The organism is Bartonella sp. AP65SXKL (assembly GCF_042195725.1).
Taxonomy (GTDB): domain Bacteria; phylum Pseudomonadota; class Alphaproteobacteria; order Rhizobiales; family Rhizobiaceae; genus Bartonella.
The window spans coordinates 136513-150792 of sequence record NZ_JBHIOW010000002.1; the positions used below are offsets into that span (position 1 = coordinate 136513).

11 protein-coding genes and 1 tRNA gene are annotated in these 14280 nt (G+C 37.3%); 6 read left to right on the forward strand and 6 right to left on the reverse strand.

Translation table 11 applies throughout. From position 1 onward, the window contains the following. Positions 1 to 319 precede the first annotated feature (319 nt). The 3 genes from argB (at position 320) to lepA (ending at position 5325) form a co-directional block, all read left to right on the forward strand. Positions 320 to 1225 carry an acetylglutamate kinase gene (gene argB / locus ACFIMP_RS01980; RefSeq protein ID WP_273790235.1) on the forward strand — a complete coding sequence of 302 codons (906 nt, stop codon included), beginning with the start codon at positions 320 to 322 and terminating at the stop codon, positions 1223 to 1225. 32 nt (positions 1226 to 1257) lie between these two features. After that, positions 1258 to 2172, forward strand: a complete 915-nt coding sequence (locus ACFIMP_RS01985) for a DMT family transporter (RefSeq protein WP_375612807.1) — start codon at positions 1258 to 1260, stop codon at positions 2170 to 2172. 1347 nt (positions 2173 to 3519) lie between these two features. Beyond that, positions 3520 to 5325 carry a translation elongation factor 4 gene (gene lepA / locus ACFIMP_RS01990; RefSeq protein ID WP_375611467.1) on the forward strand — a complete coding sequence of 602 codons (1806 nt, stop codon included), beginning with the start codon at positions 3520 to 3522 and terminating at the stop codon, positions 5323 to 5325. Between the two features lie 575 nt (positions 5326 to 5900). Here the strand turns inward: lepA and dapD are convergent. Beyond that, positions 5901 to 6749: a 2,3,4,5-tetrahydropyridine-2,6-dicarboxylate N-succinyltransferase gene (dapD, locus tag ACFIMP_RS01995; protein ID WP_375611393.1), complete on the reverse strand. Its 849-nt coding sequence runs from the start codon at positions 6747 to 6749 to the stop codon at positions 5901 to 5903. A gap of 106 nt (positions 6750 to 6855) precedes the next feature. Between dapD and ACFIMP_RS02000 the strand changes: the two genes are divergently transcribed. Further along, the gene (locus ACFIMP_RS02000) at positions 6856 to 7719 is read left to right on the forward strand and encodes an LOG family protein (protein ID WP_375612808.1); all 864 of its coding nucleotides are present in this window, start codon (positions 6856 to 6858) and stop codon (positions 7717 to 7719) included. A gap of 32 nt (positions 7720 to 7751) precedes the next feature. Here the strand turns inward: ACFIMP_RS02000 and truA are convergent, their stop codons facing one another. The 3 genes from truA to def are packed head-to-tail and all read right to left on the reverse strand — an operon-like array spanning position 7752 to position 9962. Then, positions 7752 to 8495 carry a tRNA pseudouridine(38-40) synthase TruA gene (gene truA / locus ACFIMP_RS02005; RefSeq protein ID WP_375612809.1) on the reverse strand — a complete coding sequence of 248 codons (744 nt, stop codon included), beginning with the start codon at positions 8493 to 8495 and terminating at the stop codon, positions 7752 to 7754. A gap of 1 nt (position 8496) precedes the next feature. Further along, positions 8497 to 9426: a methionyl-tRNA formyltransferase gene (gene fmt / locus ACFIMP_RS02010; protein ID WP_375612810.1), complete on the reverse strand. Its 930-nt coding sequence runs from the start codon at positions 9424 to 9426 to the stop codon at positions 8497 to 8499. Continuing rightward, positions 9426 to 9962 (reverse strand): peptide deformylase, encoded by a 537-nt coding sequence (def, locus tag ACFIMP_RS02015; RefSeq protein WP_375612811.1) that lies wholly within the window; start codon positions 9960 to 9962, stop codon positions 9426 to 9428. Before def ends, fmt begins: the two co-directional genes overlap by 1 nt. 90 nt (positions 9963 to 10052) lie before the next feature. Between def and ACFIMP_RS02020 the strand changes: the two genes are divergently transcribed. Together ACFIMP_RS02020 and ACFIMP_RS02025 are read left to right on the forward strand one after the other, a co-directional pair. Further along, positions 10053 to 11234, forward strand: coding sequence for a DNA recombination protein RmuC (locus ACFIMP_RS02020; protein ID WP_375612812.1), 1182 nt, complete (start codon positions 10053 to 10055; stop codon positions 11232 to 11234). 111 nt (positions 11235 to 11345) lie between these two features. Next, positions 11346 to 11933 (forward strand): transglycosylase SLT domain-containing protein, encoded by a 588-nt coding sequence (locus tag ACFIMP_RS02025; RefSeq protein WP_375612813.1) that lies wholly within the window; start codon positions 11346 to 11348, stop codon positions 11931 to 11933. A 1619-nt stretch (positions 11934 to 13552) separates the two neighbouring features. On the opposite strand, the gene ACFIMP_RS02030 is transcribed toward ACFIMP_RS02025, so the two are convergent. Both ACFIMP_RS02030 and ACFIMP_RS02035 read right to left on the reverse strand, forming a co-directional pair. Further along, positions 13553 to 13628: transfer RNA gene (locus ACFIMP_RS02030), tRNA-Ala, on the reverse strand. 117 nt (positions 13629 to 13745) lie between these two features. Then, entirely contained in the window at positions 13746 to 14126 is a 381-nt protein-coding gene (locus tag ACFIMP_RS02035; protein WP_375611400.1) for a TIGR02300 family protein, read from the reverse strand. Between the last annotated feature and the right edge of the window lie 154 nt (positions 14127 to 14280).

Here is a 14280-nt window from a genome sequence, read left to right on the forward strand (position 1 = left end):
TATATATTCCTATTCATTGTTAAGTATCCGTAGGGATAAACTAATGAGTTGAATGTGCAGCGTAGCTTCAAAATTTTGCTTTTCAATTTTATATATAAGATCATAAAATAATGACGTTTTTTTACGCCTATTTTGTTTAATTTTTCGCTGTCAATTTTTAAAGGAAGTTTTTGTATTTCATTTCGCTATTCCTTTTTCGTAATTTAGAGGAAAATTGACGATTTTCAGGGGGGTGGATAGAGTAAAGTTTGGTTTTATTGTTTTCACTTTTCCTAAATTTCATTAAGAGATGGTAAAAAGTGATGAGGAGGCTCTATTGATGGATGATGCTAAAAACGGTGATGTAGATGTTTTGGAAAAACAAGCAGCATTTTTATCGTCTGCTTTACCCTATATGCAAAAATATGAAAATGAAACGGTCGTGGTAAAATATGGCGGCCATGCTATGGGTGATCCTGCTTTGGGGCGAGCATTTGCGCGTGATATTGCTCTATTAAAGCAATCGGGGATTAATCCTGTTGTTGTTCATGGTGGTGGGCCTCAAATTGCTGAAATTTTAATGAAAATGGGGATTGAATCGCGATTTGAAAACGGATTACGGGTAACCGATGAGCGGATCGTTGAAGTGGTTGAAATGGTTTTAGCGGGTTCCATAAATAAAGAAATTGTTGCTCTCATCAATGCTGAGGGAGAATGGGCAATAGGATTATGCGGCAAGGATGGCAATATGGTTTTTGCCGAAAAGGCTTATAAAACTGTCATTGATCCTGATTCGCATATTGAACGTGTTTTAGATTTGGGATTTGTTGGTGAGCCTGTTGAAGTTGACCGCACATTGCTAGATCTTTTAGCATGTTCTGAAATGATACCGGTTCTTGCTCCTGTGGCTCCAGGACGCGATGGTAAAACTTATAATATTAATGCTGATATTTTTGCTGGAGCTATTGCTGGTGCATTAGAGGCTAAACGCCTTTTATTTCTCACTGATGTTCCTGGTGTTTTGGATAACCAGGGTAAACTTTTAAAAGAATTGACAGTTTCTGAAGCTGAGAAATTTATTAAAAATGGGACAATTTCAGGAGGCATGATTCCAAAAGTAGAGACTTGTATAAAAGCCCTTCAAAATGGCGTGGAAGGTGTTGTCATTTTAAATGGTAAAACTCCTCATTCTGTTTTACTAGAGCTGTTTACAGAACAGGGAGTTGGAACGCTTATTGTTTCATAAATTGTGGGGAAAATTGGAAGAGAAAGTTTTTCATGGTGAATCTAAAACAGTTTAAATATCCTTTATTAAGTAAGCCAGAATTGGCAATATTTACTGCGACAATATTGTGGGGCATTACATTTTTAGTCATTCACATTGCGGTACGCTATAGTGGTCCTCTGTTTTTTGTTGGATTTCGTTTTATTGTTGCATCTCTTATATGTGGGGTAATTTTTTGGCGCTCTATAAAAGGTATAACTGTTTATGAAGTTTTCGCTGGGATGGCGATAGGTTTAGCCATGTTTTTTGGTTATGCTTTTCAAGCAGCTGGACTTCAAACAATTATTAGTAGTCAGTCAGCTTTTATTACAGCGCTTTATGTACCGATGGTTCCCATCTTGCAATGGATTGTTTTTAAAAAACCTCCCCGTTTAGCTTGTTGGATTGGTATTATTTTCGCTTTTATTGGGCTTGTATTTATTTCAGGACAAAAGCCGGGAAATTTTGATTTTTCAAAAGGCGAAATTTTAACTTTGTTAGGCGCTTTAGCGATTGCTGGAGAAGTCATACTCATCGGAATTTTTGCGAACAAGGTTGATAGTCGGCGTGTAACCATTATTCAGTTATTTTTTAGTGGTTTTTTTTCATTTGCTTGTATGCCTTTGATGGGTGAAAGCATCCCTGAATTTTCGTGGGTGTGGTTTAATATTGGTATAGGATTGGCATTAATGAGTGCCATCATTCAATTAGCTATGAATTGGGCACAAAAGTCTATTTCCCCTACACGTGCGACACTCATTTACGCAGGTGAACCGGTATGGGCTGGTATTGTTGGGCGTTTGGCTGGAGAACATTTATCTCCCTTAGCTTTATTGGGCGGTTTGCTTATTCTGATTGGGATAATTGTGGCTGAATTACAACCTTCACAATGGCGTAAAAAAAATAAAGCAATTAAAAAAAATGATTAGCTATACATTTTTTTATTATGATTTTATTGCATGAGATTTTTTCTTGTAGAGTTTTCATTTTTGAAGCTTTTTTAATATTAAGATGATTAAGAAGTTCTATAAGTTATTCCAGCTTTTGCATGCCAAATTGGAGAAATAGTATGCTTCTATCTGTTTGCCTAACTTCTGAAACGGGAAGACAACCTTTATTGAGCCAAAGCATGAGGTGATATAAAGGTAAAAATTAACGCTCATCTTTACGATCATGTTTAAATTTGGCTTTAACAATTTTCAAAAACATCTACGGTAATGTTTTTGAATAATGAGAATTACGCACTGTCGTACGTTATTTCTTTTGTCCTTTAATAGAGTTACGCTTCATACGCAAAATAGAACGCCCAAAGTACCCCCATAACGTTGTACATTAAAGCGTTTTTTAAAAGATAATTTTCTCAATATACATCATATTCATTGACAGTCCGCATGAAGTATAGAAAAACCACAGAGCATCATCATTTTACTTAAAATAAAGGGCACTAGCATTTTCTTTATCAGTTCTCAATATTATGATAGCCTTTGGCATTTGAAAGAGAGAGGCTCGCGATATTCAGAGTTTTAATTTAAATCGCAAAACAATAAACGATCATTATAAATCAATGCGTTATCCAATGAATCGAAGAGGATTGGTGTGTTTTATGCTTAATGGAGGAAGGAAGGAGTTGTATAAAAAGTACATAAAAACATCATTCAATAGAGCATATTTCTAAATTTTTAAAAATTGAGAAGGAACTCCCTCGATATTCATGTTATTTTATATAAGATTACTAAAAAAGAAGATTATTGCGTACAAATAAAAAGCATTTCTTGCGAATTTTATTGCAAGCCTAAGTGATATACACGCCCATCATATAAATATGATAATACATTGATTTATAATTATAATATAGCATTATTCACAATTGAATTAGAACCCTGAATACCGTAAAATTTTCTCACGTCAAATCATTTTCATGTTAAATCAATCCAAATCACTTGCTTACACATCACAAGTGGGTGGGGGGCATGTGGGTAAAGACTGTACAAGAAAAGCATATCTCTTATAAAATTTTTCAAGTGTAAAGGATCGTCGTAATATTGGAGGCTGGCAAAGTGTGTGATGGTGCCGGCTTACTACAGATATGAGTTATCAAATAAGATGTGAAAGGATCATTTTATCACCCTTGGATTTAATTTAGCAAACAAAAGCCTCATTTTTTAGGCTATAAAAAGTTGTGTTTTGAGAAGATTTTTAGGTTTATATTCTTTTGATAGAAGCCGGAACATAATTGGTCTTTGCGTTTTGTATTATTCTTTGCTAAATCGCCTTATATGACAATAGATCGTAATTATATTCGTAATTTTTCCATCGTGGCGCATATTGATCACGGCAAATCAACTTTAGCTGATCGTTTGATTCAAATAACAGGTGGGCTTGATACACGTGAGATGAAAGAACAAGTACTCGATTCCATGGATATTGAGCGTGAACGTGGAATTACTATTAAAGCACAAACGGTACGTTTACACTATAAGGCAAAGAATGGTGAAACCTATATTTTAAATCTTATGGATACACCTGGTCATGTGGATTTTGCTTATGAGGTTTCGCGTTCATTGGCAGCTTGTGAAGGTTCTCTGTTGGTGGTGGATGCAAGCCAAGGCGTAGAGGCGCAGACGTTAGCAAATGTTTATCAAGCCATTGATAATTCCCATGAGTTGGTTGTTGTTCTCAATAAAGTTGATCTTCCAGCAGCAGAACCTGAGCGTGTTAAAGAACAAATTGAAGATGTAATAGGCATTGATACATCTCAAGCAGTAGAAATATCAGCAAAAACAGGTTTGGGTGTTCCTGATGTTCTGGAGGCAATTGTTGCACAATTACCACCTCCACATACAGGCGATGTTGCAAATCCCTTGAAAGCAATGTTGGTTGATAGCTGGTATGATGCATATCTTGGTGTCATTGTTTTGGTACGGGTGATAGATGGTATTTTAAAAAAAGGCCAAACCATTCGTATGATGGGTACAGGTGCAAAATATCCAGTTGAGCGCGTTGGGGTGTTTACACCTAAAATGGTACAGGTTGATGAATTAGGACCAGGCGAGATTGGTTTTATCACTGCTTCTATCAAAGAGGTAGCAGATACACGGGTTGGGGATACGATTACTGAAGAGCGTCGTCCTTGTGAAAATGCTTTGCCTGGTTTTAAGCCGGCGCAACCGGTTGTTTTTTGTGGGCTTTTTCCAATTGATGCTGCTGATTTTGATGATTTGCGTGCAGCCATGGGCAAATTACGCTTAAATGATGCGAGTTTTTCTTTTGAAATGGAAACATCTGCGGCTTTGGGGTTTGGTTTTCGCTGTGGCTTTTTGGGACTTCTGCATCTTGAAATTATTCAAGAGCGATTAGAGCGTGAGTTTAATTTGGATTTAATTGCGACAGCACCTTCAGTTGTTTATCGCATGAATATGAATGATGGTTCTGTTAAAGAGTTACATAATCCAGCGGATATGCCTGATGTGGTTAAAATTTCTTCCATAGAAGAACCATGGATTCGGGCAACAATCATGACTCCTGATAATTATCTTGGGTCAATTTTAGAGCTATGCCAAGAGCGGCGTGGGGTACAGGTTGGTTTATCCTATGTTGGAACCCGTGCTATGGTAACGTATGATTTACCACTGAATGAAGTTGTTTTTGATTTTTATGATCGGCTAAAATCGATTTCAAAGGGTTATGCTTCTTTTGATTATCAAATGACAGATTATGCAGAAGGTGATTTAGTTAAAATGTCTATTTTAGTGAATGGAGAGCCTATTGATGCATTATCGATGCTTGTTCACCGCACGATTGCAGAAAAGCGCGGGCGTTCCATGTGTGAAAAACTGAAAGATCTTATTCCCCAGCATATGTTTCAGATTCCAGTTCAAGCGGCTATTGGTGGTAAAGTTATAGCGCGCGAAACGATTCGTGCTTTGCGTAAAGATGTAACAGCGAAATGTTACGGGGGTGATGTTACGCGTAAGCGCAAACTTTTGGAAAAGCAAAAAGAAGGCAAAAAGCGGATGCGCCAATTTGGAAAAGTAGAAATTCCACAATCGGCATTTATTCAAGCGCTCAAAATGAACAAATAATGAAAAAAGGGGTATTTTCTCTCATTGATTGCGCTTTTGCTTTTGTTGATTGGTTCAGGTGTTTAAAGAACACTTTTAAATAGAATTGCGTCGTGCTTCATGTTCTTGTGTATTGCATAATGGTGTCACTTTCTCACGTAAAACAGAATGCTTTAAACAAAATACATTTATGTTGCATATTTGTGCACTTGTTTCAAAGAAACATTTCTCAATACATCAAACTCCATTTCACAACGGGGGATGTAACAAAATATAATGTAAAATACACTGTGAATGATATAAAATCCATTTGGCATTACCGCTTTTACGCGTCAGAAAGGTGCAAAGCGCACCCATCATACTCTTTTTCCGCTCAAAATATTATGACAGTCCTTATCACTTGAGAGAATTCATTAAAGGTATTTCACTCTTTTCTTAAAGTGTTTTTTACCCACACACCAACTGCGTTTGTAACGTGCAAGGAAATGATAGTGATTGATTCACTATGAAAGGATTTGCAATGAGAGAATCCTTGTATTCGAGGTTATTATTCAAGTTAAAAAACGATGAAATATTATTATGAATTAATCTTGTGTCTAAGAACGTAAAAGATCATTAATGGATGTTTTTTCTCGTGTTTTTTGATCAACGCGTTTTACAATAACAGCACAATAAAGGTTTGGGCCTGCTTCACCATTTGGTAAAGGTTTTCCAGGGAGAGAACCTGGTACAACCACTGAATAGGCTGGTACTTCACCAATAAAAATTTCACCTGTTGTACGATCAATAATCTTTGTTGATTTTCCAATAAAGACTCCCATTCCCAAAACAGCACCTTCACGGATAATACAGCCTTCAACAATTTCAGAGCGAGCACCGATAAAGCAATGATCTTCAATGATTGTTGGATTTGCTTGCAGTGGTTCTAAAACACCTCCAATACCAACACCGCCAGAAAGATGGACATGTTTACCAATTTGTGCACAAGAACCAACGGTGGTCCATGTATCAACCATTGTGCCCTCATCGATAAAAGCACCAAGATTGACAAAGGATGGCATCAATATAACATTGGGTGCAATGTAAGCAGAATGACGTACAATGGCTCCAGGAACGGAACGGAAATCAGCACTTTTAAAATCTGCCTCTTGCCAACCAGAGAATTTTGAAGGAACTTTATCCCACCAATGTGTCCCATTGATTCCACCAGTAATAATTTGCATAGGATTAAGCCGAAAAGAGAGTAAAACCGCTTTTTTCAACCATTGATGAACATGCCATTGTCCATTTTTTTGTCGTTCTGCAACACGGATTTCACCTTTATCAAGAAGGTTCAATGCATGTTCAACACTCTCACGTATTTCGCCTTTTGTGGTAGTATCGATAGAATCGCGATCGTCAAAAGCTTGTTCGATAATAATTTCAAGTTGTGTGATATGGGTCATGACGAGAGTTCCGTTAAACAAGTTGAAAGCTTCAAGATTTATTCTCTATGAACTACGCGAAGAAATGTGTTCAGTCAATAAAACGATGAGGAAGTAGGACAGGTGCATGAAAAAAAGCTGTAAAGAAAAAAGAAAAAGGGAGCAAGAAAACTGGACGCCACTTCTCCATACGAAGGATGCTCTACAACAGATCCATAAAGTCTCTAATTCAGCACAGGTGCGTTCGTCTACTTATCGTTTAGCCTATATCGATCAAGATTTTATGATGCGTCCAGAGCTGCGTTCACAACGTATTAGTCTTGAATTTTTAAAGCCGGAAATAACCCTTAAAGAATATGATATTCAATCAACAGTTGTTTTATTTGGTGGTGCGCGTATTCCTGAACCTGGGCAAGCAGCGTGGGCTGCAAAGAATGAAATACAAAAGAAAAATTTGCATGCTATGTCACATTATTACGATGAAGCAAGAGAGTTTGCACGTTTGTGCTCACTTTATTCTGCTACGACACAATATCGTGAATTTGTGGTTGTTACAGGGGGCGGACCAGGAATCATGGAGGCGGGAAATCGTGGTGCTTGTGATGTTGGTGCCCCAACGATTGGCTTGAATATTATTTTACCACATGAGCAGGAGCCTAATTCGTATGTGTCACCGCATTTGTGTTTTAATTTCCACTATTTGGGGATGCGCAAAATGCATTTTTTAGTACGAGCGAAAGCCCTAGCCATTTTCCCTGGCGGATTTGGAACTCTGGATGAACTGTTTGAGACGTTAACTTTAGTACAGACGGGGCGTATGAAACAGGTACCAATTTTATTGTTTGGCAAAGAATTTTGGAGCAATACTGTCAATTTTGAGTATCTGTCTGCACAAGGTACAATTTCTCCTACTGATATTAATTTTGTGAAATTTGTTAATACAGCAGCAGAAGCTTTTGAAGAAATTCATTCTTTTTATAAACTGCCTTAACGACTTTTGAGATGCTCACTCTTGAAGGATAATTAATACTCTACTTTGGTTAAATAAAGTCCTGAGGGGGGGGCAACAACACCACAACGTTTACGATCTTTAGCATGAAGAGCTGTTTCGAGATCTTGAGCTGTCCAACGTCCAATACCCACTTCCATGAGGCTTCCTGCGAATGAACGGATTTGATGATGAAGAAAAGAACGAGCTTGTGCATAAAGGAAAATTTCTTCACCTTCTCTTTGAATATCGAGACGTTCAAGGGTGCGAATAGGGCTTTTGGCTTGGCAATGTGCTGAACGGAAAGTTGTAAAATCATGTTGTCCTACAAGCTTTTGCGCAGCTTCATGCATGGCTTCAGCATGAAGAGGTTTTGGTATCCACCACACGCGTTTGGCATTTAAAGCTGGTGGAGAGCGACGATTAAGTATTTTAAAAAGATAATGGCGTTTTACAGCGGAAAATCGTGCATCAAAGTCATCAGGGACATTTTCTACATTTAAGATTGAAATCGCCTCTCCCTGTTTACGTAAAAGAGCATTGAGCGCGTCACGCACAGTATGGGAGAGCCAGTTTTTTTCAAAATCAACATGCGCAACTTGTCCCGTAGCATGTACGCCCGCATCGGTTCTTCCTGCTGTTGTTATGGTCAATTGTTGTCCACTAAAGCAAAAAATTGCTTGTTCAAGAGCTCCTTGTATCGTGTGAAGTTTTGCTTGACGCTGCCAACCAGCATAATTTGAACCATCATATTCAAGAGTGAGTTTAAAACGTGGCATCTTAAAAAACAGCAGAAATATGAGCACCTCGCAAAAAGGTTGCGCACTCAAGAATTTTACCGCCAGATCTTTGGAGAGAGGTTATTTCTATCCGTCCTTGCCCACAATGGATAATCAAAGAATCTGGTTCTATCCGTCCAATTTCAAGAGAAGGACCTGTTGTTAAACGACTATCAAGAATTTTTACACGTTCTTCTCGTCCACCGATATTCATATTGCACCAGCAACTAGGAGAGGGAGAGAGCGCGCGAATATGCCTATGAATAAACTCTGCAGGTTTTGTCCAATCAATGCGGGTCTCTTCTTTTCTAATTTTGGCGGCATAGGTGATGCCTTCTTCTGATTGTGGGGTCAGTTTAAGTTGTCCTTTTTCAAGAGTGGATAAAGTCTCTACCATAAGTTCTGCGCCAATATGTGAAAGTCTGTTTGAAAGCTCAGCAGTGGTGGTGTTATCAGTAATGGGGATGGAGCGAGAAAGAGCGATAGGCCCCGTATCAAGTCCTTCATCCATTTTCATGATCATGATACCTGTTTCTTTATCACCAGCCATAATTGCTCGTTGAATAGGCGCAGCACCACGCCAACGTGGTAAGAGTGAAGCGTGGGCATTAAAACAACCAAAACGTGGCGTTTCGAGAATAGCTTTGGGTAAAAGGAGTCCATAAGCCACCACAATAGCAGCATCAACAGAAAGTGCTGCAAATTGCTCCTGTTGTTCGATTGTTTTGAGTGTTTGAGGCGTGAAGACAGGAATGGATTTTTCTTTTGCTATGGTGTGAACAGCGGAGGGGATTAATTTAAGCCCTCGACGTCCTGCTGGGCGAGGGGGTTGACTATAAACAGCAACAACATCATGACCTGCATCCAATAAAGCATGTAAAATAGGAACAGAAAAATCTGGTGTTCCCATAAAACTTAATCGTAAAGCCATTACAAAACTGCTTCCTGCATGTTTTTTTCTTTTGCGCGTTTTTTAAATTTTCGTATCACCATATCGCGTTTGATCTTTGAAATGTAATCAATAAAAAGGCGCCCATCTAAATGATCAATTTCATGCTGTAAGCAAGTTGCTAAGAGATCGTCTGCTTCAATTTCTGTTTGTTTTCCTTCACGGTTCTGATAGCGAACACGAAGGCGTTTAGGACGTTCAACTTCTGCAAAATAATCAGGAATAGAAAGACAACCTTCTTTGTAAATATTACGCTCATCTGAAAGCCATAAAATTTCAGGGTTGATAATAACAAGTGGTTTTTCCTGCTCATCTTCAGAATTTCCAGAGACATCTATAACCAACATACGTAGCGGTATACCAATTTGAATAGCAGCAAGACCAACGCCCTTAGAATTATACATGGTTTCCAACATGTCATCCGCAAGTTTTTGGAGAGCTGAATCGACCTGCTCAACAGGTTTGGACACTTCCCGTAAAATCGGATCAGGTAAAGTAACTAAAGATCTCATTGGCATAAGTAGAGATTAATCAATGGTTTGTTATTGGTCAATATTGAATAACGGATTCTTGCGTTTTTTTACAATAAGAGCGTTATATTACAATTTATGTTTGATTCGTTTTTTTCCATACTCGCTGGTGATTTTTTTTCTAAACTAATGCTTTTGCTTTTATTTATACTTGTCTGTTTGGCATTTTTTATGTTGATACATTCTCATCGAAAAAAAGCATTTTTGGAAAATGAAATTGCTGAACGCGCACGTGAGGCACAAATGCAGATGGCTACCTTGCTGAAAACACAAGCTGAAATGCAAGGACGAATGCAAACGATGGCGGAAATTTTTGGTCAACGGCAGGCTGAATTGAATAAATCACTCAGTGAGCAACTCAATGGGATGACAACAAGCTTAGGCCAAACACTTCAGGTACAGACCAAATCCACTTATGAAAATTTGAATCGTTTGCAAGAGCGTTTAGCAGTGATTGATGCAGCACAAAATAATATTCAATCGCTTACGGGACAAGTTGTTCAGTTGCAGTCCATTTTAAGCAATAAGCAGACGCGTGGTACTTTCGGTCAGGGGCGGATGGAAGCAATTATTGCCGATGCCTTACCAACAAATGCTTATGCTTTTCAGGCTGTTCTTTCCAATGGAAAGCGCCCAGATTGTCTCATTCATATGCCCAATAAAGCTCCTTCTCTTGTTGTTGATGCTAAATTTCCTCTGGAAGCTTGGAATGCTATGCGTAAGGCAGAATCAGCGCAAGAGCGTCAAGAGGCAGAACGCCAATTTCGTACCGATATGGAAGTTCATATTCGTGATATTGCACAGAAATATTTGATTCCTGGAGAAACCCATGACACTGCTTTCCTTTTTGTGCCATCTGAATCGATTTTCGCAACAATTTATGAGGACTTTGAGGCATTGGTACAAAAATCCAATAGAGCCCATGTGATTATTGTTTCACCATCTTTGTTGATGCTCTCTGTCCAAGTGGTACAAACCATTATGAAAGATGCGCGTATGCGTGAACAAGCGCATTTAATTCAATCAGAAGTAGCAAAATTGATGGAAGATTTTGGACGAATGGATACGCGTGTTCGCGCACTACAGAAGCACTTTCATAAAGCAGGTGAAGATATAGAGGGAATTTTGATATCGTCCTCCAAAATCATGAAACGGGCAAATCGCATTGAAACTGTCGAATTAAAAGAAAATTACTCTGAACCAACAAAAATGACAACATTGGCTCAGTCGCAAACATTGCGTTTTGCTGATGAGGAATAAAGCAAAGCAAGCTTCTTAGATATTACAAGTTAGATCATGTTCTTTATTGATTGGTAATCATTTTTTAGTATCTCTATCTTGTTTTATTTCTTAAACGAGAGGAATAGGAATATGCGACACCTTTTGTTTTTAGGGGCACTGGTGTTTTTGCTAGAGGGATGCGCAACAACCACTCCCATCCACACAAATAATGCTTGTGCTATTTTAGCACAAAAAAATGGTTTTTTTGACAATTGGGGTAAGGTGTCTCAAAGAGCGGAAATGCGCTATGGAATTCCTATGCCTATTATTCTTGCAACCATTAAGATGGAATCGAGCTTTCGTCACAATGCACGTCCTCCACGCAAAAAACTACTTGGTTTTATTCCATGGAAGCGTCGGTCGACAGCTTATGGTTATGCTCAAGCGCTTGATAGTACATGGGCAATGTATCTTCGCTCTACAGGAAAGTCTTTTGCATGGCGTACGAATTTCGCAGATGCTGCTGATTTTGTTGCTTGGTATCATAGCCAAAGTGTTCAACGCAATGGGGTGAGGTTTGATGATGCATATAGCCTTTATTTAAATTATCATATGGGGCATGGTGCTTATGCACGTAGTGGTGGGCATGTCAGTGCTGCGCTTTCACAGACAGCACAGCGCATGGCAAGGATATCGAGGCTCTATGAACAGCAATTAAAAAGATGTGGATGGCATTAGGGAAGATTTTTGAAAATCTCAATCAGGGAATTGATGGGATAAAATTATTCGAAAGCAAAATTCCACATGATATGATAAAATAGTGTCGTTTTCTGATCGTTCAATGAAATAAATTGTTATTTTTTAGAATAAACTCAAGCGACAGAAAGCTTTTGCAATACACAATATATTTGAAGATACTCTCGACATTTTTACTTCCTTTGTTAAAAAAAATTATAATAGAAACCATTTTCTATTTAGTGTTGGCATTTCGCATTGGGCTAAGTACTAGAGGTTATTGAAGAAAAATTTTAAAATATAATATCATTTTTTATTTTCATTATGCGTATTACTGGCTGATTATTATATGAATATTTTCTTTGTTAAGCGTATAAAATAGCAATTAAAACAAATGCAATTCGGGCATCATAAAAAGGGTAAAATATTCAATATAAAAAAACGAGAAATGCATTAAACGAAAAAACGTTGTTTTGTATAAAGAGGGCGCTACAGTCTTCAAAAAAACTAAGTGTATTTAGTATTGTATGAAATAAAACATAGTCGTCCATCCAGTTCATCTTAATTGAAAGAAGTTATCTTATTGTATTGTAAAAACACTCCCGTTTATAGGATGATAAGGTATATGCAACTTTATACACAATGAATATTCAGGGTAGGGAATATTCAGAGAAAGATTTGTAACGCCTATGAAGTAACAAGTCAGTCTCCAATGTTGTGATAGCTTTTGCATTTGAGAATATTTATGAGAAGCATTTTTATTCTTTTTCTTAAATGGTTTAAGCATATTGATTTATAAAGATAATATATCGTTATTCATATTAAAGTAAGAATCTCGAATGGCGTAGGGTTTTATCGTTTCAGATCTCTTGAGGTTGAATCAATAAAACCATTGGCTTGCACATAACAAGCACAATGGGTATGTGGATAAAAACTGTGAAAGAAAAGACTAAAAATGTTTTTTTATGAACATACATTCTCAAATGTAAGAATTATCCGTAACATTGGGAATTAGCACATATAATGATAGCACCACTTTGCTCTTACACCTCGACCTTGTTTATGACGTGCAAGGAAAAAAATTAATTGATTCAATATATTATTTAAGTGTTAATATACCTTAGTATTGAGCAGGTATACGCTACTCAAGGTGGATAATTTTTAATTGGCAGAACATCTGATCAGGCTAAAAATACTCGAAAAAAGTTCTGATTCGCAATAATTGAGAAGTATATTTTAATATTTTATTCTCTACTCTTTGTTTAAGTACTTCATATCTTTTAAAAAGATACCGGTAACCAACATATTATGATATTTGTGGAAATATTGTGGTAAAGGAAATTCAAATTTTGTCCTTTAAGACAAGGCGCAGGTTAAACAGCTCATTTTCTATTTCTGTGCAAAGCATAAAAAATTATCTACTTTCACGGTTGCGACAGTAAATTTTATAATCCAACAAATGATTAAAAATGTATTATAATATCATTAAGATGCAAGGAACAGGCGCTATTGGAATGATAATTAAATAGCACATAAACCTTTTAAATTGATGCACACATCTTTTATTATATGCACACATCTTTTATTATAATTGATTCCCTTGATAGAACAGTTGGTCTTTTTGGTGGAGCTAAGCGGGATCGAACCGCTGACCTCTTGCATGCCATGCAAGCGCTCTCCCAGCTGAGCTATAGCCCCTATAAAAACAAATTGTCCCAAAAAGACAGTATACAATTCCAGCTTTTCTAGAACGATCAAAATTGAAGATCAAGAAGAATTTACATTCAATAGAAAAGATGTCCTCTTTTACTTCTTTTAAGCATCGTCATCATTAGAAACACCGCCTCCGAGAATATCAGTAACGTCATCATCTTCATCGTCACCATCATGAGACAAAAATGTATCATCATCATCACCAAGATCTACATCACTATCTTCTAAATCAGGAAGATCGTCATCTTTAGAATCCACATCATCATCTTCAAGAAGCATAAAAGCAGATTTTTCAAGTGCTGTATCAAGCTCTTCAGTATCAACTTCTTCTTCATTGTTTGCTTCAGCTGCTGCAACTTCAAAGTAAGAACGCGGATAAGAAATCCCTGTATAGGGCGACACAATAGGATCGCGATTTAGATCGTAAAATTTTTTTCCTGTTTCTGGATCAACACGTTTAGTTCCAAGTTCTTGTTTTGCCATAAACCGTGCCTCTTTGATTAACTATTATTCCATTAAAAGATAAATTTTATGGTGCTTAATCGAAAAATAATACCTTTGTCAAAGATAAATACACTGTTCCACAGTGATTTTTTCATGACGTCTTTTAAAGCATGTGCTAAAGGATGCACAATTT